Genomic DNA, 22,161 nt, shown 5'->3' on the forward strand with positions numbered 1-22,161 from the left:
ACTCACGCGGCAAGCAAGTGGTAGAGGTTGCGCAGCATGCCGGCCGTCGCGCCCCAGATGAAGCGATGGCCACCGCCTTCGCGCGGGAAGGGCATGGCATAGAACATCCGTTCGCCATCGACCCAGCGGAACAGGCGCCGCTCATGGTGCGAAGGGTCCATCAGGAAAGCCAGCGGCACCTCAAACACATCGGCCACTTCTGACGCATCGGGCTGCAACGTAAAGCCGTCGCGCACCAGGCCCACCACCGGGCTGACATGGAAACCGGTGCCGGTGATGTAGTCCGGCAGCGCGCCCAGCACCTCCACATAGTCGCGTGCCAGGCCCACTTCTTCTTCGGTTTCCCGCAAGGCCGTATCGATGCGGCTGGTGTCATAGTCTTCCTGGCTGCCGCCCGGAAAACTGATCTGCCCCGCGTGCGCGCTCAGGTTGGCATTGCGCTCGGTGAGCAGGATCGTCAGGCCGTCCCGGCGCTCGACAATCGGCACCAGCACGGAGGCCTGGCGCAGGCTTCGGCTACGGTCGTACACACGGGATTCATCGGTCAGCTCGGGCGCCCAGGCCGGCGGCACCTGCAGCCGGTGGCGGATGAAATCCGCCTTCAGGCGCGGCGCGCTCAGCGCCGGTCGGCGCGTGTCGGTATCGATGATGGGGAGGGATTCGGGGTCAAAGGCGGGGCGCATAACAGGTTGAAGTATGACAGATGCTCGTCTTCCGGCAGCGCAGCAATCCGGCACAGTTGCCAAAACGCAAAAAGGGCACCTTGCGGTGCCCTTCCCGAGGAAATGTCCGGCCAGCAAAACCGGCCAGCATGTCCGGCTTACTGGGCAGCCTTGGCTGCCTTCGAAACCAGCTTTTCCTTGATACGTGCCGACTTGCCCGAGCGCTCGCGCAGGTAGTACAGCTTCGCACGACGCACGTCGCCGCGACGCTTCACTTCGATGCCGGCGATCAGCGGCGAGTACAGCTGGAACGTACGTTCCACGCCTTCACCCGACGAGATCTTGCGCACGATGAAGGACGAATTCAGGCCACGGTTACGCTTGGCGATCACCACGCCTTCGTAAGCCTGCACGCGCTTGCGGTTGCCTTCCACCACGTTCACGCTGACGATCACGGTGTCGCCGGGTGCGAATGCGGGGATGGTCTTGTTCGCGGTCAGACGCGCGATCTCGTCTTTCTCGATCTGCTCGATGATGTTCATCGTTCTTTCTCCGTAACCATCGTGCCGGCGTTGGATGCCCCGAGCATTGCCCGGGCCCCGGCAGAGGATGGGGTTTTACCTGGCGGGAGAAATCTCCCGCCCTTCTTTCGCCTGCCATTCCGACAAGAACTTCTCGTCGGAACGGGTCAGCAAACCTTGCCCGCGAGCCGTCTCGATCAGGTCGGGACGCTTTCTCGCGGTATTGGCCAGCGCCTGGTGGCGCCGCCATTTTTCAATCTCGGCATGATGGCCGCCGAGCAGGATTTCGGGTACCCGCACACCGTCGTACTCCTCCGGCCGCGTGTAATGCGGACAATCGAGCAAGCCGTTGACGAAACTGTCCTGCACCGCCGACTGCGCGTCGCCCAGCACACCGGGCAGGTGCCGCACCACGGCATCGATCAAGGCCATCGCGGGCAGCTCGCCGCCGGACAGCACGAAATCGCCAAGGCTGATTTCCTCATGCACGCGACGATCGATCAGGCGCTGGTCGATGGCCTCATAGCGGCCGCACAACAGCACCAGTCCGGGCCGCTGCGCGAGCGACATGACCTTCTGGTGTGTCAGTGGCGCACCCTGGGGTGACATCAGCACCACATGCGGCGTCTCGACGCCTGCCTGAGCCTGCGCGGCCGAGGCCGCATCGATCGCATCTTCCAGCGGCCTGGCCAGCATGACCATGCCGGGACCGCCGCCGTACGGCCGATCATCGATCGTACGGTAGTTGTCCGTGGTGAAATCCCGCGGATTCCAGGTACGCAGAGCATACCGTTGCTGCTTGGCTGCCCGGCTGGTAATGCCCCAGTCGGTCAGCGCGCGAAACATATCGGGAAACAGCGTGATTACATCGAACTGCATCCGCCTTCCCCCTCCGAACCGCACCGGCTCCGGTACAAGTTCAGTAGTCGAGCCCCCAGTCCACCACGATGCGCTTGCCCGCGGTGTCGACCGTGCGCAGGAACGCATCGACAAACGGCACGAGCCGCTCGGCGGCCTGGCCGTCGGGCAATGCGTAAGCCACCTGCAGGATCTGGTGAGCCCCGTTATCGATCAGACCGGACACCTCGCCCAGCAACTCGCCTTGCTCGTTGCTCACGGTGCAGCCGATCAGATCTACCCAGTAAAACTCATTCTCGTCCGGCGCCGGAAAGTCCTCGCGCCGGATCCACACGCGTCGCCCCCTGAGCGCTTCGGCCAGATTGCGGTCCGAAACGCCGGTTGCCTGTGCCACAACGGTTCCGCTGTGCTCGCGCGATTGCGCGATCTTGACGCACACCGCCTGGGCACGCGAAGCCTCCGCCGTGGCCACCAGGCCAGCCTGCGGGGGCATCAGCAGCCACCAGCGGCGCGCATGGAGCAGCGCGGACGCATCATTGGCATGGGGCTGGATCTTGATCCAGCCGCGGATGCCATAGGCATCACCGACATAGCCGACCTCTACCAGGTCATCCGGGAGGGGATCGGCATACAGCAGCGTCGCCGGCAGCTTGACCGCCTTGGACGACTCGCCTTGAGGCCGGTTCAGCGGCCTTGGCGCAGCGGCGCCCTGCTTTCGTTCAGTCACGTGTGCAATGAAAAACGCGCCCCGTTAGGGAGCGCGCTGCAACCTGCTATCAGGCAGCAGCCTTGGCGGCGTTCTGCTTGACCAGGCGGGCAACGGTCGGCGACAGCTGGGCGCCAACGCCTTGCCAGTAGGCCAGACGGTCCTGCACAACGCGCAGGCCTTCTTCGCCTGCCGAAGCCAGCGGATTGTAGAAGCCAACGCGCTCAATGAAGCGGCCATCGCGACGGTTGCGCGAATCGGTAGCGACGATGTTGAAGAAGGGGCGCTTCTTGCTGCCGCCACGAGCCAGACGGATAACGACCATGAGATGGTTCCTCAGAAAACTTGGTGTTCGAACACGAAACGCAAGAGTATAGCCCAATATCCGTGGTCAAACAAACACTTAGACGGTTGACGCGATGCGTGCGCAAGGGCATCGTGGCGAAATCCGCGACTGGAGGCACGCCATGGGAATCGTCAGGCACTTCGTTGATCGCACCGCGCATCTGGCCGCACTGGCTTGCATCACGCTGCTGGGCGCGCCCTCCACCACGTTCGCGGCCCTGCCTCTAGCAGAGATCCAGTTGCCGCCAGGGTTCCGCATCGAAGTCCTCAGCGATACCGTGCCGGGCGCCCGCGAAATGGCACTGAGCCCCTCCGGCACCCTGTTCGTCGGCTCAAGCTCCCAAGGCAAGGTCTACGCCCTGCCTGCGGCGCTGACCGGCAAGCCGGTGACACGCGTAGTGGCCCGCGGCCTTGCCATGCCAGTCGGCGTGGCCTTTCGCGATGGCAGCCTCTATGCGTCGTCCACCTCACGCATCGTGCGGCTCAACGACATCGATGCTCGCCTCGACAACCCGCCGGCACCTGTCGTCGTGAGCGACCGGTTTCCCAAGGAAACGAGCCACGGCTGGAAATTCATCGCTTTCGGCCCGGACGGCTATCTCTATGTCCCGGTCGGCGCCCCCTGCAATATCTGCGCCCCGGACGAGAACCGCTACGCCAACATCATGAAGATGCGGCCCGATGGCTCGGACCTGCAGGTGGTGGCTCGCGGCGTGCGCAATTCAGTCGGATTCGACTGGCATCCGGCGACGCACGAACTGTGGTTCACCGACAACGGCCGCGACAACCTCGGCGACGACCAGCCCGACGACGAACTCAATCGCGTTACGCAGGCCGGGCAGCATTTCGGCTATCCGTTCTGCCACGCGGGCAACCTCCCCGATCCCGAATTCGGCAAGCAGCGCCCCTGCTCCGAGTTCGTGCCACCGGTCGCCAGGCTCGGCGCGCATGTCGCTGCGCTGGGCATGCGTTTCTACACCGGCACGCAGTTTCCGGCCGCGTACCGGAACAACATCTTCATTGCCGAGCACGGCAGCTGGAACCGCAGCGAGCCCATCGGCTACCGGGTCGTGCGCGTGACACTGGACGCGCAGGGCAAGGCGACCAGCCAGGAAATCTTTGCGCAGGGCTGGCTCCAGCATGGCAAAGCCTGGGGCCGCCCGGCGGATGTGCTGGTCGCGCCCGACGGCTCGCTGCTGGTCAGCGACGACCACGCAGGCGCGATTTATCGCATCCGCTACGCCCCCTGAAATCCGACCAAGAAGCCCCTGATTGCAACGAAACAATCCGTTACACCGGTAACGCGATTCGCATAGGCGGGCCGATGCCCCATGCGTACCATGAACCCAACTTTGAAACACAACGCTGCGCGTCTGGATCCTGGGATTCCGCATGTTCACCCGCTCATTCCTGCGCGACCTGGTGGCTGGCATCCTCGCCGTTGCGGGCTTGATCGGCGCCGTCGCCGCAAGTCATGCACAAGTCACGTTCTGGCCTCGCTCGCATGCCGATGCCCATGCCCCGCGTCTCCAGGCCGGCGGCTGGCAAATGGCCAGCGTCCGCGCCGAGAGCCGCGACCACGTCCAGGCTCAGATCGATCGCATGGAAGCGCGCGCCCGCGCCGATGATCGGCTGAGCGGCAGGCCGAATGCCCCGAATGGCCGCGACGACAACCGTTCGCGCCCGCAGGAACGTACCAGCCAGAATGATGGCAACCGCAATGACAACCGCCCGGCCAGCGTAGGTCCGGGCTGGCAGGCCCGCGGCCGCGAAGGCGGCCGCTAAGCACCTCGGAACTCGTCCGGGGGACTGCGGTCACTATCTGAGTGCGCGCCCAACACGCGCACAGGCTGTCGCCCTCAAGCTGCCCCGCAACGTGCAGCGTACCGTCCGCGCGGACGGCATACCAAACTGACCTGCCTCTGCCCGGCACCTCCTGCAAGGCGGGGAGATCAGCCGGGCGACAGCCTCCACGGCAAAGACCCTGTCGTACAATGTATCCCGGCTGGCACCCGCTGCCGCCGCGCCCCATTGACCGCTGCCGGTGGCATGCCGCCGACACCTTCGCCACGTTGCCCTCCCCATGCCCGCAGCCAGCCACGCGCCACAAGCCTCCCGGCCCACCGCCGCGCCGTCGACGCGCTCCCGATCGAAGCTGCTGACGGTGGCACTCGCCTTCCTGTTCGGCAGCCTTGGCGCGCACCGCTTCTACCTTGGCGGACTGCGCGACCAGTATGGCTGGCTGCACCTGCTGGCCATGCTTGCGGGTGTGGTTGGCGTTGCCTCGATGGCGGCCGACGCCGGATCGCCCGCGTTGAACTGGACGTTCGCGGTGGCCGGCGGCGCCTCCGTGATCGGCGCCTTCCTGGCCGCGATCATCTATGGCCTGCGCCCGGATGAGAAATGGGACGCCCGCTTCAACCCAAATGGCACGCCCACGCGCTCAGGATGGCCAGTTGTGATCCTGGTGATCCTGTCGCTGCTGATCGGTACCGGGCTGCTGATGGCCGGGCTTGCCATCAGCTTCCAGACCTTCTTCGAGTCGCAGGTAGAGGCGGCGCGCGCCCTGTCGCAGTAAGCCGCCTGCTGACCCCGGCCAGCCGTGTAGCCGGGCTTGCCCGGCGATGCAAGTGGCACCTGCCAGACCGTGACCGGATCTCCGTCCGACTTGTCCGCACGCAAAGGGTGGCCAATGACGGGTTTCCCTTCCGGGCAAATCGCCCATACTGGAAAAACCGCCGGCCTACGGCGGCAATCCGTCCGCCCGGTCCTGACACCGACCGTGCAAAGGAGCAAGACCGACATGCCTACGTATGAAGAAGGACGCCTGGCGGCCATCGCAGTCAGGCTCGCGCTGTCTTCAGGGCTGGCACCGGCCCGCGCCAGGGCCGCGCTCGAGTTGGCAAGCAGCATGATTCGCGATCAGGAAGCGACCGCCGCCACTCAGAACAAGGTGCCCTGCGCGTCGTCCGCACCGGCCGTCCAACTGGGCGGCACGCGAAATCGCGACGTATCGAGTTCGAATCGGTTGTAACGGAATCCCAGCCGGTCTGCCGCCTTGTAGAAGCGCTGGCGCATCAGATCGGCCCACACCCCTGTCCCCCGCATGCGTGTGGCAAAGCTGGCGTCATAGGCTTTGCCCTCGCGCATGTCACGCACGCGGTTCATCACCCGCTCGGCCCGGTCCGGAAAATGGGCCTGCAGCCACTCTTCAAACAGCGGACGCACTTCCCACGGCAACCTGAGCACGATGTAGTTGGCATAGACGGCCCCCGCTTCGCGCGCCGCCTCCAGCACGCGCTCCAGGTCCGGCTCTGTGATGAACGGAATGACCGGCGCAATACTGACGCCAACCGGGATGCCTGCCTCCGACAAGGTGCGGATCGTACGCAGGCGCCGCGATGGCGTAGCCGCGCGCGGCTCCAGGGTGCGCGCGATGGTGGCATCCAGCGTGGTCAGCGTCACGGCCGCCACGGCGAGCCCCTTGGCCGCCATGGGCGCCAGCAGGTCGATATCGCGCTCGATCAGCGAGGATTTCGTGATCAGCGCCACCGGATGGTCGCAAGCGCTTAGCACTTCGAGGATGCCGCGCGTCACACGATGCTCGCGCTCGATCGGCTGGTAGGCATCGGTATTGACGCCAAGCGCAATCGTCTCGCAACGGTAAGCCGGCCGGATCAGCGCCGCGCGCAGCCGTTCGGCGGCGTTGGTCTTGGCATACAGGCGGGTCTCGAAGTCCAGCCCAGGCGACAGGTCCAGGTAGGCGTGCGTGGGCCTGGCAAAGCAATAGATGCAGCCGTGTTCGCAGCCGCGGTATGGATTCAGCGAGACATCGAACGGGATATCCGGAGACGCATTGTGCGTGAGGATCGAGCGCGCGCGCTCGATGGTGACTTCGGTGCGCAGCGGCGCAAGGGGCTCGGTGTCCACCGGGACGATCGGAATGACGGGCCTGTGCGTCGCGGCTTCTTCGCCCGTGCCGGCGGACTCGCCGGCGCATTCGTCGTTGCCGGCCGCTCCCCAGCCGTCATCGAACGGCTCGCGCTGGTCCCGTTCGAACCGGCCCTGAATATTGCTGACCGCGCCCCGCCCCTTGCGCGCCACGGGCGGACGAACGCCGGCCGTGGCGCTCGCGTCTTCGGCGTCGCGTTCGCGGCGCAATGCACCGTGCGGATCGGGGGCGGAATCCGGCGGGGAACGTCTCATCGTCAGGCTGGCTGCGCCTTCTCCTCCACGGAAATGGCCAGTGTCTCCTTGATCTCTTCCATCACCACATAACTCTTCGACTGCGCGGCCCCCGGCAACTGCAGCAGGATATCGCCGAGCAGGCGCCGGTATTCGCCGATCTCGCGGATGCGCGCCTTGATCAGGTAATCGAAGTCGCCGGAGACCAGATGGCACTCCAGCACCTCCGGAATGCGCAGGACTTCGCGGCGGAACTGCTCGAACATATTGCCCGACTTGTTGCCGAGCGAAATCTCGACGAACACCAGCAGCGCACTGCCGAGCAGGCCCGGATTCAGCCGCGCGTAGTAGCCCATGATGACACCATCGCGCTCCAGGCGCTTGACCCGCTCGATGCACGGCGTGATGGTCAGCCCGACCGCCTCGGCCAGGTCTTTCATCGACATCCGGCCATCCGCCTGCAGCAGCATCAGGATCTTGCGGTCGAGGCGGTCAAGGGCACGCACCGGCTGGCGACTCGTTCTCATGAGTTATTCCTGTTTTTCTAAGAAATTCGAAAACTATGACTGGATTAGATTCAATAGTATAGAGACAAATCCTTCAATACCCTGACATCCTGGTTAGGAGCCCCCGAAACATGCGCGTTCTCGTACTTGGCAGTGGCGTCATTGGCGTCACCAGTGCGTGGTATCTGGCCAAAGCTGGTCATGAAGTAACGGTTGTGGACCGCGAAGCTGGCCCCGCGCTCGGCACCAGCTTTGCCAATGCCGGGCAGATCTCGCCGGGATACGCATCGCCGTGGGCCGCTCCGGGCGTGCCGCTCAAAGCCATCAAGTGGATGTTCCAGGAACACGCGCCGCTGAGCATTCGCCCGGACGGGACCCTGTTCCAGTTGCAATGGATGTGGCAGATGCTGCAGAACTGCAGCGCCGAGCGCTACGCCGTCAACAAGGAACGCATGGTGCGGCTGGCCGAATACAGCCGCGATTGCATCCGCGACCTGCGCGCCCAGACCGGCATTGCCTATGAAGGACGCCAGCAAGGCACGCTGCAAGTTTTCCGCACGCAAGATCAGCTCGAAGGCGCAGCGAAGGACATCGCCGTGCTTGAAGAAGCCGGCGTGCCCTACCAGTTGCTTTCGCGCGAGGAACTCGCCGCGAGCGAACCGGCGCTGGCCGCCGTCAGCCACAAGCTGAGCGGCGGCCTGCGCCTCCCCAACGACGAAACCGGCGACTGCCAGCTGTTTACCGGACGGCTGGCAGCCATGGCCGAGTCGCTTGGCGTGAAATTCCTCTACAACCGCTCGATCAACAACCTGATGACCCAGGGCGACGCCGTGACCGGCGCCGTGGTCGATGGCGAGCCCATGCCGGCCGACCTCGTCGTCGTGGCGCTGGGCAGCTGGTCGACGCAGCTCGTCAAGCCGTTCCTGCACGGCATGTCGAACCTGCCGGTCTATCCTCTCAAGGGCTTCTCGATCACGGTGCCGATGACCGATGCCTCGCGCAGCCCGGTATCGACCGTGCTGGACGAAACCTACAAGGTCGCGATCACGCGCTTCGAGGATCGCATCCGCGTCGGCGGCATGGCGCAGATCGTCGGCTATGACCGTTCGCTCGATCCGGCCAAGCGCCGCACGCTGGAACACGTGGTCACCGACCTGTTCCCGGGCGCCGGCGATGTCAGCGAGGCCACCTTCTGGACCGGCCTGCGCCCGATGACGCCGGACGGCACCCCCATCGTCGGGCCGACGCAGGTTCGCGGCCTCTGGCTCAATACTGGCCACGGCACGCTTGGCTGGACCATGGCCTGCGGCTCGGGCAAGCTGCTGTCGGATCTGGTCTCGGGCAAGTCCCCCGCGATCCGCGCGGACGACCTTTCCGTGGCACGGTACCTGAAGCCGGCTCGCACGCACGGCATGCCGCGCCCCGCGACGGCCTGACCGGGCCCGCCATATCAGCAAAAAGGGCGGCCCTATAGGCCGCCCTTTTTGTATGCCCGAAACCGCCGAATCAGAACTGCTCAGGCGATACGGCGTTCACCGGCGCAGAGCCCGCGACGATGGCATCGCGCAGCCCCGACGCTTGCGACAAGACATGCTCGGCGAAAAAATGCGCCGTGGCGATCTTGGCATCATGGAAGCCCGGATCCTCCGCACGCTTCGCGTCCGCAGCCAGCATCGCGCGGCCAAGCTGCCAGCCCGAGAACACAATGCCGCACAGTTTCAGGTAAGGCACGCTGCCCGCGAACACCGCGTTCGGATCCGACTTGGTATTGGCGACGACGAACTCCACCACGGCTTCGAGCGCTGCACGGCCCTTGGCCAGTTGCGCCTGCACTGCCGTAAAGGCAGCGCCGCCGTGCTTGCCCAGTGCGGCTTCGGTTTCGGCAATGCCGGCGCAGAGACTACGCGCCACCGCGCCACCGTCACGCACCGTCTTGCGGCCGACCAGGTCATTCGCCTGGATGGCGGTCGTGCCTTCGTAGATCGCCAGGATGCGTGAATCGCGATAATGCTGGGCCGCGCCGGTTTCCTCGATAAAGCCCATGCCGCCGTGCACCTGCACGCCAAGGCTCGTCACATCGATCGACAGCTCGGTGCTCCAGCCCTTCACGATCGGCACCAGGAATTCGTAGACGGCCTGGTTCTGCTTGCGCACCGCCTCGTCCGGATGGTTGTGCGCGGCATCGCTGATGGCGGCAGCCACGTAGGCCACGGAACGCGCGCCTTCGACCAGGCTTCGCATGGTCATCAGCATGCGCTTGACGTCCGGATGGTGGATGATCGTCACCGCCTCGCGCGCCGAACCATCGACCGGGCGGCTCTGCACGCGCTCGCGCGCATAGCCGACGGCTTGCTGGTAGGCCCGCTCGGAAACGGCAATGCCCTGCATGCCGACCGCGAAACGCGCCGAGTTCATCATGATGAACATGTACTCGAGGCCACGATTCTCTTCGCCCACCAGCGTGCCGATGGCACCACCGTGGTCGCCGAACTGCAGCACCGCGGTCGGGCTGGCCTTGATACCCAGCTTGTGTTCGATCGACACGCAATGCACATCGTTGCGCGCGCCGGTGGAACCGTCCGCGTTGACCAGGAACTTCGGCACGATGAAGAGCGAGATGCCCTTCACGCCTTCCGGCGCATTCGGCGTGCGGGCCAGCACCAGGTGGACGATGTTGTCCGCCATGTCGTGCTCGCCGTAAGTAATGAAGATCTTGGTGCCGAAAATCTTGAAGGTACCGTCGCCTTGCGGCTCCGCACGCGTGCGCACCGCAGCCAGGTCCGAACCGGCCTGCGGCTCGGTCAGGTTCATGGTGCCGGTCCACGCGCCGGAGATCAGCTTGGGCAGGTAGGTAGCCTTCTGCGCATCGGAGCCGGCCGTCAGCAACGCCTCGATGGCGCCGTCCGTCAGCAGCGGGCACAGCGAGAACGACAGGTTCGCGCTGTTGAGCATTTCGTTGCAGGGCGTCCCAATCAGCTTGGGCAGGCCCTGGCCTTCGAATTCCTGCGGATGCTGCACGCCTTGCCAGCCACCCTCGGCGAACTGGCGGAACGCATCCTTGAAGCCCGGGGTGGTAGTGACCACGCCGTCTTTCCAACTGCTCGGGTCCAGGTCGCCGGCGCGGTTCAGCGGCGCGACCACCTGCTCGTTGAACTTGGCGGCCTCTTCCAGCACAGCCTGGGCGGTTTCCGGCGTGGCTTCCTCGAAGCCCGGCAACTGGCTGACGGCTTCCAGCCCCGCCAGCTCGTTCATCACGAACAGCATGTCCTTGAGCGGTGCGCGGTAGGTCATCGATGTCTCCAAACGTGTATGAAAAAGCCGTTCGCGGGGCAGGCCCGGAACGGCTTATGTAGCATCTCTGCAGAGCCGGCCACAAGAGCCGGCGATGGATCAGCCCAGTGCCGCGACCAGCTCCGGCACCACGGTGTTCAGGTCACCAACCAGGCCGTAGTCCGCCACCGAGAAGATCGGGGCTTCGGCGTCCTTGTTGATCGCGACGATCACCTTGGAATCCTTCATGCCGGCCAGGTGCTGGATCGCGCCCGAGATACCGACGGCGATGTACAGCTGCGGCGCGACGATCTTGCCGGTCTGGCCGACCTGGTAGTCGTTCGGCACGAAGCCGGCGTCCACGGCCGCGCGCGAAGCGCCCAGCGCGGCGCCGAGCTTGTCGGCCAGCGGCGTCAGCACCTTGGTGTAGTTTTCGCCCGAGCCCACGCCACGGCCACCCGAGACGATCACCTTGGCGGCGGTCAGTTCCGGACGGTCGTTCTTGGCCACTTCGCGCGAAACGAACTGCGACACGCCTGCGTCGGCCACGGCCGGCAGGTTTTCCACGGCAGCCGAACCGCCTTCGGCGGCAGCGGCGTCAAAGGCCGTACCGCGCACGGTGATGACCTTGATCTTGTCCGAGGACTTCACGGTGGCGATGGCGTTGCCGGCATAGATCGGACGCTCGAACGTGTCCGGGGCGTCGACCTTGGAGATTTCCGAGATCTGGGCCACGTCCAGCTTGGCGGCCACTCGCGGCAGGACGTTCTTGCCGTACGGGGTGGCCGGAGCCAGGATGTGGCTGTAGTCGTTGGCAATGGCCAGCGCCTGCTCGGCGATGTTTTCGGCCAGGCCGTCGCCGAAGTAGGCGGCGTCGGCCAGCAGAACCTTCGACACGCCGGCGATCTTCGCGGCGGCAGCGGCAGCGGCAGCGGCGTTGGCGCCAGCCACCAGCACGTGGACATCGCCGCCGCATTGGGCAGCTGCCGTCACCGTGTTCAGCGTGGCGGCCTTGATCGATTGATTGTCGTGTTCAGCAATGACGAGTGCAGTCATGTTCTATCTCCCCGCGCTCAGATAACTTTGGCTTCGTTCTTCAGCTTCTGCACCAGCGTCGCAACGTCCGGCACCATCACACCCGCGCTGCGCTTGGCAGGCTCGACCACCTTCAGGGTCGACAGGCGCGGCTTGACGTCCACGCCGAGGTCTTCCGGCTTGACGGTATCGAGCGGCTTCTTCTTGGCCTTCATGATGTTCGGCAGCGTGACGTAGCGCGGCTCGTTCAGGCGCAGGTCGGTCGTCACCACGGCCGGCAGCTTCAGCGACAGGGTTTCGAGACCGCCATCGACTTCACGGGTCACCGATGCCTTGCCATCAGCCACGACCACCTTCGAAGCGAAGGTCGCTTGCGGCAGGCCGGCCAGCGCGGCCACCATCTGGCCGGTCTGGTTCGAATCGTCGTCGATGGCCTGCTTACCCAGGATCACCAGCTGCGGCTGCTCCTTGTCGATCAGCGCCTTGAGCAGCTTGGCCACGGCCAGCGGCTGCAGGTCTTCGTTCGACTCCACCAGGATGCCGCGGTCGGCACCAATGGCCATGGCGGTGCGCAGGGTTTCCTGGCACTGCGTCACGCCGCACGACACGGCGATGACTTCGGTGGCAACGCCCGCTTCCTTCAGGCGCACGGCCTCTTCGACGGCGATTTCGTCGAACGGGTTCATGCTCATCTTGACATTGGCCAGATCCACGCCGGTGCCGTCGGCCTTCACCCGCACCTTCACGTTGTAATCCACCACCCGCTTGACTGCGACGAGTACTTTCATGCGCTCACTCCACTGATAGCTGATAGTCAGAAATTTGTCCGCTCGTCATTATAACCACCGGGTTGGCGGCTCTCATATTTTTCGAACGATCGTACTATTTTATCGGCAAAATTTTGCCGGGCATAGCCCGGCAGGCCTTTTGCACGCTGGTGATTGTGCCGCCACCCGGACGGCACGCACATCGTCGATTTGGATGAAGTCCCCGACTTACCAGGCCGTAATCACCGAATCCTTGAAGGTGGAAGTGATGTATTGCTTGATTTCCGGCGACTGGTAGGCCTTCACCAACTTGGCGACCCAGGGCTTGTTCTTGTCGGCTTCCCGGATCGCGATGAGGTTCGCATAGGGCCCCTTCGGGCCTTCCATGGCGATTGCATCACGTGTGGGCGACAAACCCGCCGACTCGGCATAGTTGCCATTGATCGCCGCGGCGTCGAGATCATCGAGCGAGCGCGGCAGTTGCGCGGCGTCCAGCTCGACAATGCGCAGCTTCTTCGGGTTCTCGACGATATCCAGCGGCGTCGCCTTCAGGCCGGCATTCGGCTTGAGCTTGATCAGCCCCTTGCTCTGCAGCAGCAGAAGGCCGCGGCCGCCGTTGGTCGGATCGTTCGGCACGCCGACGCGCGCGCCGGCCTTGAGCTGGTCCAGCGACTTGATCTTCTTGGAATACACGCCCATCGGGAACGTGACCGTGAAGGCGATATGCGTGAACTTGTAGCCGCGGTCCTTCATCTGGGCTTCGAGATACGGCAGGTGCTGGTAGCTGTTGGCATCCAGGTCGCCAGCGGCCAGCGCGGCGTTGGGCTGCACGTAGTCGCTGAATTCAATCACCTGGATGTTGAGGCCATCCTTGGCCGCGACCTTCTTGACCTGCTCCATGATCTGCGCGTGCGGGCCGCCGGTGACGCCGATCTTGATTGGCTTGTCCTGGGCCATGGCGCCCGTGGCCAGCGTGGCGCCGAGTGCGGCGCCGAGAATCCATTGCAGCAGGTTGCGACGTTGCATGTCTTGTCTTCTTTCTCAAGTAGCCGGCTGACCGCGGGTGCGGCACAGCCTGTTTGGTTGCCCGTGAATCGACTCTGGTGACCATCAGCGATGGCTGATGCGCCGGACCAGCCAGTCGCCAAAGCTCTGCACGGCCTGCACGAAGATGATCAGGATGACGACCACCGCGACCATCACTTCCGTGATGTAGCGCTGGTAGCCATAGCGGATACCCAGGTCGCCCAGACCGCCACCGCCGATCGCGCCCGCCATGGCCGAATAACCGACCAGGCTCACGAACGTAATGGTCAGGCCGGCGACGATGCCGGGCATTGCCTCGGGCAGCAGCACCTTCCAGACGATCTGGCCCGTAGTGGCGCCCATCGACTGCGCCGCCTCGACCAGGCCCCTGTCGACCTCGCGCAGCGCGCTTTCCACCAGGCGCGCGATGAACGGTATCGCCGCGATGGTCAGCGGCACGATGGCGGCCGTGGTGCCGATCGACGAACCCACGATCACGCGCGTGAACGGGATCACCACCACCAGCAGGATGATGAACGGGATCGAACGCACCGCGTTGACGACCACGCCGATGGTGCTGTTGAACAGCGGATGCGACAGCACGCCACCACGGTTGGTCAGATGCAGCAGCACGCCCAGCGGTACGCCCAGCAGCGAGCCGACCACGCCGGAGATCGCGACCATCAGCAGCGTTTCGTTGAACGACGTGAGGAACAGGTCAAACATTTCAGACAACATGTTCGATCTCCTCGACCACCACGCCTTGTTGCTGCAGGTATTCCATTGCCGCCTTCACGTCGGCCAGTTCGCCAGTCGCCATGATTGCCAGGGAGCCAAAGGCCTGCCCCTGGATTTCATCGATATGGCCATGCAGAATATTGAAATCGAGCCCATAGCGGCGAATGGCCTGCGCCAGCACCGGCTGGTCCACGCCCTCGCCGGTAAAGGCCAGTCGGTAGACATGATCGCGCCCGTTGCCAAGACGGCTTTCCACGCGCTTGAGCACGCTCTCGGGCAGTTCCTGCGCGATCACGTCGCCAATCATGGCGCGCGTGACTTCATGCTGGGGACGCAGGAACACGTCGATCACGCGCCCTTCTTCCACCACGCGGCCGGCTTCGAGCACGGCCACGCGATCGCAGACCTGTTTGATCACCTCCATCTGGTGCGTGATCATCACGATGGTCAGGCCCAGTTCACGATTGATCTGCTTGAGCAGGTCAAGGATCGAGCGCGTGGTCTCCGGGTCCAGCGCGGAAGTCGCCTCGTCCGACAGCAGCACCTTGGGCTTGCTTGCCAGCGCGCGCGCAATGCCCACGCGCTGCTTCTGGCCACCGGAAATCTGCGACGGATAGCGGTCCTTCAGCGCCGACAGGCCGACCAGATCGAGCAGCGGCACCACCGTGTCCTCGATTTCCGACTTCGACTTGCCCGCCAACTCCAGCGGCAGCGCCACATTCTGGAACACGGTGCGCGACGACAGCAGGTTGAAGTGCTGGAAGATCATGCCGATCTCGCGTCGCGCCAGGCGCAGCGCGCCGTTGTCCAGCGCGGTCAGGTCCTGGCCGGCGACGATCACGCGTCCGCTGGTGGGTCGGTTGAGCAGGTTGATGGCGCGCACCAGCGTGCTCTTGCCCGCGCCGCTGCGGCCGATAATGCCGAAGACTTCGCCCGCCCCGATGGACAGGCTGACGTCCCGCAATGCATGCACCTCACCCGATCCGCCGGGGAAGCGCTGCGAGAGTCCTTGCAGTTCGATCATGAGAGTGACCAAAAGAAAACGGCAACAGGCGAGAAAATCTCCAGCGCTGTTGCCGCACGTTATTTTTATGAAGCGAGCATTTTAAGCGATTCGCTTCATACCCTAAACGAATTTTTGCCGATTCCCTTATGCGCTCCCGGTATATAGGGCGTTTAATATGCCTTACGGCGCACGCCAATCCGGTGGGCGCTTGTCGAGGAAAGCCTGGACACCCTCCAGCGCCGAATCGTCCATCATGTTGCACGCCATGGTTTGTCCGGCCAGCTGGTACGCCGCCTCGATGCCCATTTCGAGCTGCCGGTAGAACAGCCCTTTGCCCGCCGCCACCGCGGCCGCAGGCTTGGCGCAGACGCTCGCAGCCAGGCGCGCGACCTCTTCATCCAACTGTGCGAGGGGCACGGCACGGTTGATCAGGCCGCGGGCGCAAGCGGTGGCAGCATCGATCATGGCGCCCGTCAGCAGCATCTCCATGGCCTGCTTGCGCGACAGGTTGCGCGACAAAGCCACGCCGGGTGTGGAACAGAACAAGCCGAGATTGACGCCTGACACGGCAAAGCGCGCATTGTCCGCGGCTACCGCCAGGTCGCACATGGCCACCAGCTGGCACCCCGCCGCGGTCGCGATGCCGTGGACGCGCGCGATGACCGGTTGCGGCATCTTCTGGATCGCCATCATCATGCGCGTGCAGCGGTCGAACAAGCGCCGGTAGTAATCGTGCGACGGCTCGGCGCGCATTTCGCGCAGGTCGTGTCCTGCACAGAAAGCCTTCCCCGCGCCGGCCAGCACCACGACCCGCACCGTGTCATCGGCAGCCAATCGGGCAAAGGCATCCGTCAGTTCGTCGAGCAGTCGCTCCGACAGCGCGTTGAACGCCTCCGGGCGGTTCAGGGTCAGCCGGGCCACGCCGGCGGCGTCGCGCGATTCAGTCAGCAGCGGCGCGCTTGCGCGCGGATCGGTGTCGGCCATGCCGGCTATCCTCCTTATCGTTCCAGCAGCACTTTCAGGTGCGCCAGCACGCTGCGGCCCAGCGCGCTCAGGTTGTAGCCGCCCTCCAGGCAACTGACGATGCGTCCGTTTGCGTGGGCGCGCGCCACATCGACGAGCTGTCCGGTAATCCAGGCGTAGTCCTGCTCGACAAGGCCCATCTGGCCGAGGTCATCCTCGCGGTGGGCGTCGAAGCCGGCCGAGATAAACACCATCTGCGGACGGAATTCATTCAGGCGCGGCAGCCAGATGGTCTCGACCACTTCGCGCACGGCCAGCCCGTTGGTATAGGCGGGCAACGGGATGTTCGCCATATTGGTGGCGATATGCTCGGTGCCGCTGTAAGGATAGAACGGGTGCTGGAAAAAGCTGCACATCAGCACGCGCGGGTCGCCGCGGAACGCGGCCTCGGTGCCATTGCCGTGATGGACGTCGAAGTCGACGATCGCCACGCGTTCCAGTCCGTGCGCCGCCAGCGCATGGCGCGCGGCGACCGCCACGTTGTTGAAGAAGCAGAAACCCATGGCGCGGTCGGGCTCGGCGTGGTGTCCGGGCGGGCGCACGCAGCAGAATGCGTTTTCCACCTCGCCCGCCATCACGGCGTCGGTAGCCGCGACCGCCGCGCCCGCTGCCAGCTTTGCCGCAGCCAGCGTATGCGCGTTCATCGAGGTGTCCGGATCGATCGGGTAGTAGCCGCTGGCAGGGCTGGCGCGCTCGAGCGAATCGACATAGTCGGCCCCGTGCACGCGTTCGATCTGCTCGCGGGTGGCCGGCGTCGCCTCGCGGCGTTCCAGCAGGCCGTCCATGCCGTGGGAAATCAGGTGATCCTCAATCGCCTGCAGGCGTTCCGGGCACTCGGGATGGAAATGACCCATCTCGTGCCGCAGGAACTCCGGATGCGTGTAATAGCCCGTCGGCATGTCTTGTCTTCGTATTTTGTCTCCAAACGTTACGTTAGCACAGGACAAGGCCGCCAGCGTCGCGCCAGGCCTGTCGCGATGCCGCATTCGCAGGGGAGTAGCGGAGTGCCATCCGCTATACTCGCTGCGACTTGCTAAGGACACCATGACCGACACCCAGCGTTCATTGCGCCGCCCGTTGCTGGGCGCCGCACTCTCCGCTGCCGCACTGGGACTCTGCGGCCTCTCGCCCAACCTTCTCGCCGCCGGCAAGCGCCGCGTGAGCGTGCGGGAAGAAGAAATCGAACCCGGGCGCTATCGCGACAACGCACAGACGCGGGCCTTCATCGACGAAATGGTGACGCGCCATGGTTTTGACCGCGCCACGCTGGAAAACTGGTTCGGACAAGCGGTCTATTCCGCCACCGTGGCACGCCTGATCCTGCCGCCGACCACGCCCGGGCGCAAAAGCTGGCGCGCCTATCGCTCGCGCTTTATCGAGCCGATCCGCATCAACGCGGGGGTGCGCTTCTGGCAGGAGAACCGCGACACGCTGCGCCGCGCCGAAGCGGAGTTCGGCGTCCCGGCCTCCGTCATCGTCGGCATCATCGGCGTCGAGACGATCTACGGGCGTGACATGGGCACGTTCCGCGTGATCGACTCGCTCTCGACGCTGGCCTTCGATTACCCGTCCACGCCCAACCGCGACGCCAGGACGACACTGTTCCGCAACCAGCTTGCGGACTACCTGCTGTGGTGCCGCGACACCCGCACCGACGTTTTTTCGGTGCTCGGCTCCTACGCGGGCGCCATCGGCATTCCGCAGTTCATGCCGACCAGCCTGCGCGAGTACGCGACGGACTATGACGGCAACGGTCGGATCGACCTGCGCAACAGCCCGGCCGACGCCATCGGCAGCGTCGGCCGCTTTCTCCAGCTGCATGGCTGGGAGGCAGGCAGGCCCGTGGTCTGGCGACTGGCGCCCGATGAGGGCAGCCGCGGCATCGCAGCCGCGGCCGCGGACGGCGAACCCTGGCCGACTCGCACGCTGAACCAGTTGACCAAGGCCGGCCTGAGGCTCGATGAGCCCATCGACGCGGTGCGTGAAGGCGAGACCGGCGTTTTGGTGGTCGACCTGCCCACGCCCGACCAGCCTATCGAGTACATGATCGGCCTGCGCAATTTCTATGTGCTGACCCGCTACAACCGCAGCTTTTTCTATGCGCTTGCGGTGTATCAGCTGGGCGAGGCCGTCAAGGCCGCGATGGGCTGACGCCCCAGGCAACCGACGTACCTTGTGGCCCGCCAGCCTCTTGCTGGCGGGCCGATTCATTGCGCGCAAGGATTGTGCGCCGAAAGCCACAGCAATTTCCGGGCCAACTCTTGCCCTCCCTTACAATAGCGGCCTGACGCCACGTGACTTCCCGCGAGCCATTCGTGACACCATCCCAGACCCTGATTCCCGCAGATTTACTGAAGCAGTCGAAGAAGATACTGTTTATCGCCCACCTTGCCCTGGGCGACTTCACCTATCTGCAAAACTTCTTCAAAGCCTTCGCGCAGGCCAACCCGCACCTGGAAATCCATCTCTGGGTCGATGAAGTCCGTCGCACCAGCGATACCAAGGCCTGGGAATATCTCCGCAAGTACTCGCTCTACGACTGGGTCGCCGCGTGCCCGTTCTTCAGCAAGATCTATACGCGCACGTACAGCCCGGAACTCTATGAGGAATCGATTCGCGAGGCCCGGCAGGAGCACTACCCGATCGTGGTGTCGCTGGCGACGCTGCGCCCGCATCAGTATGCGGACCTGGCGCGCACGATCAGCCCGGACGGCTTCGTGGTCGGCATGACGCGGCCGGTCCGTTTCTATCAGCCGCACCACCTGCTTGCCTACCGCAAGCTCGACGCATCGATTCCGCCGTACAAGGTCGACCGGTCCGCGCCGCAGCACATCAGCGATGTGTACGCCCACTGGTTCCGACAGATCAGCGGACTGGAAGTCAGCGCAGCGGAGCGCTTTCCGTTTGTCGACATTCCCGCGCGATGGCAACAGTATGCGCAGGAAACGCTGGCCGCCTGGGGCTTTGCCCCGCGCCAGGGGAAGCTGGTCTTCATCAACCCCTATGCCAAGACGAAGAAGCGCTGCTGGTCGCTGGAGCAGGTCGCAGCCCTGATCCAGGGCATGCAGCAGCAGCCGCACTGGCGCGACAGCTGCTTTATTGTCAATGCCGTGCCGCAGGAGCTGGCCCATGCGCGCGAAGTCATCGGCGGATACGCCCTCGCGCGCACCGAGCTGTTCAGCGCCGAAGACAACTTCTTCCAGCTGCCGGCCATCCTGGCGCAATGCGACCTGATCATCTCGGTGGAAACGGCGGTGATGCACCTGGCCAATGCCGTGCATGTGCCGGTCATCGCGCTGATGCGCCAGAAAAACCCGGAATGGGTGCCGATCGACCGCGACCACAGCACGGTCATCACCGCCCCCAACCGACGGGACTGGGTCAAGGCCGTCACCGTCGAACAAGTCATGAAGGCCATGCAATGAACCTGACCTCGTCCACCAGCCCCGCGTCCGCGCCGATGACGGGCACCAATGGCAAGCCGTCGTTCCATATCGCCTTCTGCGTCGATGACAACTACTTCCGGCCGATGGGCGCCACCATCGCCTCGATCATCGACCACAACCCGGGGCAGCATTTCACCTTCCATGTGCTGACGTTCTCGGCGCTGGAGGATAATCAGCGCCGCCTGAAGCAACTGGAAGAGATGTACCCCGTCAGCACGCAGCTGCATCTGCTCGACCTGGCTTCATTCACGCAGTTCTCGCATTTCCTTGGCCACTCGCATTATTCGCTGTCCATTTTCACGCGGCTGGTCATTCCGGAAGTACTGCGCGGCCAGACCGAACGCGTGCTGTACCTGGACGCCGATATCCTTTGTGTCGGCCGTCTCGACGAACTGGTCGACATGGATATCAGCAACGACATCGCCGTCGTCGTTCCCGACGCGCCGGTCACGCTGCGCCGCCGCGTCGCCGCGCTGGGCCTGGCCCGCGAGGAATACTTCAACGGCGGCGTGCTGTTCATGAATATCGAGAAGTGGCTGGCGGAAAACATTACGCCGCAGACGCTGGAAGCCTTGCTCGATACCAGCACCGATATGCGTTTCAACGATCAGGACGCACTCAATAAAGTGCTCAATGGCCGCGCGCGGTATATATCGCCGCGCTGGAACTACCTGTACGACCTGATCCACGACCTGAACGTCAACCGCTTCGCAATGCGTCCGGTCGGCAAGGCCGTCTTTATCCATTTCGCAGGCTCGGTCAAACCGTGGGCGGACTGGAGCGGCCACGAGGCCCGGACCCTATTCCGAAAGTATCTGGCCTTGTCACCGTGGCACGACAAGCCACTCGATCCGGAGCCCAGGAACACCAAGGAAATGCGCATGCATTCGCGCTTCATGTTCCGCCAGGGGAAACCCGTGGAAAGCCTGAAGTGGTATTTGCGGTATCTGCGCAAGCGGGCGCGGCGGTAATGCCCCGATGGCATGACATCTCCCTGCTCTCACATCGAAGATAAATGGCAATTCGAAGCAAACACATACTGGTCAGCCGCACCGACAATATCGGCGACATAGTACTGACTTTGCCCATGGTCGCCCGACTGAGGCAATTGAACCCGAACGCAAAGATCAGCTTTCTTTGCCGTGCCTATGCCGCGCCGCTGGTCCGTTTTTGCACCGACATCGACGAAGTCATCGAACTGGAAAGCATGGCCGATGCGCCGGTCGAATTTCTGAAAAAGTCCGGGATCGATACCGTCATCCTGGCGCAGCCCGATCGCACGCTGGCCATGGCCGCCTTTCGCGCCGGCATCAGGCACCGGATCGGCAATGCCCGCCAGAAGCTCTACCTGCTGTTCTATTGCAACCAGCGCGTGCGCTTCAGCAAGCGGATCATGGAAGAGCATGAGGCACAGATCAACTTTCAGTTCCTGAGCCCGTTCGGAAGCCTCAGCACGCCGTCCCTGGAGGAAATTCCCGGCCTATACCACTTCGACATTCCGTCAGACGCGGCCATCGCCGAAATGCAGGGCCGCTATGCGTTCAACCTGGTTCTGCATACCAAGTCGAACGGACATGGCCGCGAATGGCCGATCGAACACTACGCCAGGCTCGCCACCATGCTGTCGGCCAGAAAGGACGTCCACCTCTGGTTGTCGGGCAGTGCGAAGGAAGGAGAGTGGCTGAAGGCCCACGGCAGCGCGCTGCTGTCACAGCCAAACGTGACCAGCTTGTGCGGTACGCAAACGCTTGGCCAGCTCACCACCTTCATTCATCAGGCTGACGGCCTGATTGCGAGCGGCACCGGGCCGTTGCACCTGTCGGCTGCGATTGGACAGCGCACGCTCGGACTGTTCCCGCCCACGCGCCCGATGCATCCGGGCCGATGGGCGGCGCTGGGAAGTCGAGCGCAGAACCTTGTCGAGGATAAGAGCTGTACCAATTGCGCGAAGCTGGAGACGATGACCTGCGACTGCATGTACCGGATCAGTCCGGAGTCCGTCTTCAGGGTTGTCGAGGGGTGGATCCGGGACAAGGCCGCGGCATAAGCCCACGCATCAACATTCGG

Annotated in this window: 23 protein-coding genes; 8 read left to right on the forward strand and 15 right to left on the reverse strand. The window is 64.2% G+C overall.

Annotation, left to right across the window (positions count from 1 at the left end; all coding sequences use genetic code 11):
* Positions 1-2: 2 nt before the first annotated feature.
* The 5 genes from ACIGJB_RS11630 to rpsP all read right to left on the reverse strand — a co-directional run bounded on the left by ACIGJB_RS11630 (position 3) and on the right by rpsP (position 3,072).
* A complete protein-coding gene (locus tag ACIGJB_RS11630; RefSeq protein ID WP_483729962.1) occupies positions 3-683 on the reverse strand; it encodes a CoA pyrophosphatase in 681 nt (226 codons plus the stop codon).
* Positions 684-820: 137 nt separating this feature from the next.
* Entirely contained in the window at positions 821-1,204 is a 384-nt protein-coding gene (gene rplS, locus ACIGJB_RS11635) for a 50S ribosomal protein L19 (protein WP_483729963.1), read from the reverse strand.
* A 75-nt stretch (positions 1,205-1,279) separates the two neighbouring features.
* Positions 1,280-2,062, reverse strand: a complete 783-nt coding sequence (gene trmD / locus ACIGJB_RS11640) for a tRNA (guanosine(37)-N1)-methyltransferase TrmD (RefSeq protein ID WP_483729964.1) — start codon at positions 2,060-2,062, stop codon at positions 1,280-1,282.
* A 40-nt stretch (positions 2,063-2,102) separates the two neighbouring features.
* The gene (rimM, locus tag ACIGJB_RS11645) at positions 2,103-2,768 is read right to left on the reverse strand and encodes a ribosome maturation factor RimM (RefSeq protein ID WP_483710759.1); all 666 of its coding nucleotides are present in this window, start codon (positions 2,766-2,768) and stop codon (positions 2,103-2,105) included.
* A gap of 49 nt (positions 2,769-2,817) precedes the next feature.
* Positions 2,818-3,072: a 30S ribosomal protein S16 gene (gene rpsP, locus ACIGJB_RS11650; protein WP_483710758.1), complete on the reverse strand. Its 255-nt coding sequence runs from the start codon at positions 3,070-3,072 to the stop codon at positions 2,818-2,820.
* Positions 3,073-3,214: 142 nt separating this feature from the next.
* Here rpsP and ACIGJB_RS11655 point away from each other — a divergent pair, with 142 nt between their 5' ends.
* The 3 genes from ACIGJB_RS11655 (at position 3,215) to ACIGJB_RS11665 (ending at position 5,670) form a co-directional block, all read left to right on the forward strand.
* Positions 3,215-4,342 (forward strand): PQQ-dependent sugar dehydrogenase, encoded by a 1,128-nt coding sequence (locus ACIGJB_RS11655; protein ID WP_483729965.1) that lies wholly within the window; start codon positions 3,215-3,217, stop codon positions 4,340-4,342.
* A 142-nt stretch (positions 4,343-4,484) separates the two neighbouring features.
* On the forward strand, positions 4,485-4,877 hold the full coding sequence (locus ACIGJB_RS11660) for a hypothetical protein (RefSeq protein ID WP_483710756.1): 393 nt from the start codon (positions 4,485-4,487) through the stop codon (positions 4,875-4,877).
* A gap of 298 nt (positions 4,878-5,175) precedes the next feature.
* Positions 5,176-5,670: a TM2 domain-containing protein gene (locus ACIGJB_RS11665; RefSeq protein ID WP_483729966.1), complete on the forward strand. Its 495-nt coding sequence runs from the start codon at positions 5,176-5,178 to the stop codon at positions 5,668-5,670.
* 365 nt (positions 5,671-6,035) lie between these two features.
* On the opposite strand, the gene ACIGJB_RS11670 is transcribed toward ACIGJB_RS11665, so the two are convergent.
* On the reverse strand, positions 6,036-7,298 hold the full coding sequence (locus ACIGJB_RS11670) for a PA0069 family radical SAM protein (RefSeq protein WP_483729967.1): 1,263 nt from the start codon (positions 7,296-7,298) through the stop codon (positions 6,036-6,038).
* Between the two features lie 2 nt (positions 7,299-7,300).
* Positions 7,301-7,804, reverse strand: coding sequence for an Lrp/AsnC ligand binding domain-containing protein (locus ACIGJB_RS11675; protein ID WP_276099779.1), 504 nt, complete (start codon positions 7,802-7,804; stop codon positions 7,301-7,303).
* A 110-nt stretch (positions 7,805-7,914) separates the two neighbouring features.
* Here ACIGJB_RS11675 and ACIGJB_RS11680 point away from each other — a divergent pair, with 110 nt between their 5' ends.
* On the forward strand, positions 7,915-9,219 hold the full coding sequence (locus ACIGJB_RS11680) for a D-amino acid dehydrogenase (RefSeq protein ID WP_483729968.1): 1,305 nt from the start codon (positions 7,915-7,917) through the stop codon (positions 9,217-9,219).
* 70 nt (positions 9,220-9,289) lie between these two features.
* Here ACIGJB_RS11680 and ACIGJB_RS11685 read toward each other — a convergent pair whose 3' ends face one another.
* The 8 genes from ACIGJB_RS11685 to ACIGJB_RS11720 form a co-directional block, all read right to left on the reverse strand.
* The gene (locus ACIGJB_RS11685; RefSeq protein WP_483729969.1) at positions 9,290-11,074 is read right to left on the reverse strand and encodes an acyl-CoA dehydrogenase; all 1,785 of its coding nucleotides are present in this window, start codon (positions 11,072-11,074) and stop codon (positions 9,290-9,292) included.
* Positions 11,075-11,173: 99 nt separating this feature from the next.
* Positions 11,174-12,109 carry an electron transfer flavoprotein subunit alpha/FixB family protein gene (locus tag ACIGJB_RS11690; RefSeq protein ID WP_483729970.1) on the reverse strand — a complete coding sequence of 312 codons (936 nt, stop codon included), beginning with the start codon at positions 12,107-12,109 and terminating at the stop codon, positions 11,174-11,176.
* A 17-nt stretch (positions 12,110-12,126) separates the two neighbouring features.
* The gene (locus ACIGJB_RS11695) at positions 12,127-12,876 is read right to left on the reverse strand and encodes an electron transfer flavoprotein subunit beta/FixA family protein (protein ID WP_483729971.1); all 750 of its coding nucleotides are present in this window, start codon (positions 12,874-12,876) and stop codon (positions 12,127-12,129) included.
* A 207-nt stretch (positions 12,877-13,083) separates the two neighbouring features.
* Complete coding sequence (locus tag ACIGJB_RS11700) at positions 13,084-13,881, reverse strand: MetQ/NlpA family ABC transporter substrate-binding protein (RefSeq protein ID WP_483710749.1); 798 nt, start codon at positions 13,879-13,881, stop codon at positions 13,084-13,086.
* A gap of 84 nt (positions 13,882-13,965) precedes the next feature.
* A complete protein-coding gene (locus tag ACIGJB_RS11705) occupies positions 13,966-14,619 on the reverse strand; it encodes a methionine ABC transporter permease (RefSeq protein ID WP_483729972.1) in 654 nt (217 codons plus the stop codon).
* On the reverse strand, positions 14,609-15,643 hold the full coding sequence (locus tag ACIGJB_RS11710; RefSeq protein ID WP_483729973.1) for a methionine ABC transporter ATP-binding protein: 1,035 nt from the start codon (positions 15,641-15,643) through the stop codon (positions 14,609-14,611). The genes ACIGJB_RS11705 and ACIGJB_RS11710 overlap by 11 nt, the downstream gene beginning before the upstream one ends.
* Positions 15,644-15,805: 162 nt before the next feature.
* A complete protein-coding gene (locus ACIGJB_RS11715; RefSeq protein ID WP_483729974.1) occupies positions 15,806-16,609 on the reverse strand; it encodes an enoyl-CoA hydratase in 804 nt (267 codons plus the stop codon).
* Between the two features lie 14 nt (positions 16,610-16,623).
* Positions 16,624-17,547, reverse strand: a complete 924-nt coding sequence (locus ACIGJB_RS11720; protein ID WP_483729975.1) for a histone deacetylase family protein — start codon at positions 17,545-17,547, stop codon at positions 16,624-16,626.
* Positions 17,548-17,692: 145 nt separating this feature from the next.
* Between ACIGJB_RS11720 and mltB the strand changes: the two genes are divergently transcribed.
* The 4 genes from mltB (at position 17,693) to ACIGJB_RS11740 (ending at position 22,141) form a co-directional block, all read left to right on the forward strand.
* Positions 17,693-18,799: a lytic murein transglycosylase B gene (gene mltB / locus ACIGJB_RS11725; RefSeq protein WP_483729976.1), complete on the forward strand. Its 1,107-nt coding sequence runs from the start codon at positions 17,693-17,695 to the stop codon at positions 18,797-18,799.
* A 164-nt stretch (positions 18,800-18,963) separates the two neighbouring features.
* A complete protein-coding gene (locus tag ACIGJB_RS11730; protein WP_483729977.1) occupies positions 18,964-20,073 on the forward strand; it encodes a glycosyltransferase family 9 protein in 1,110 nt (369 codons plus the stop codon).
* Complete coding sequence (locus ACIGJB_RS11735; RefSeq protein ID WP_483729978.1) at positions 20,070-21,065, forward strand: glycosyltransferase family 8 protein; 996 nt, start codon at positions 20,070-20,072, stop codon at positions 21,063-21,065. Before ACIGJB_RS11730 ends, ACIGJB_RS11735 begins: the two co-directional genes overlap by 4 nt.
* A gap of 44 nt (positions 21,066-21,109) precedes the next feature.
* The gene (locus ACIGJB_RS11740) at positions 21,110-22,141 is read left to right on the forward strand and encodes a glycosyltransferase family 9 protein (RefSeq protein ID WP_483729979.1); all 1,032 of its coding nucleotides are present in this window, start codon (positions 21,110-21,112) and stop codon (positions 22,139-22,141) included.
* Positions 22,142-22,161: the final 20 nt, after the last annotated feature.

The organism is Cupriavidus sp. C2SS-8b, assembly GCF_057073745.1.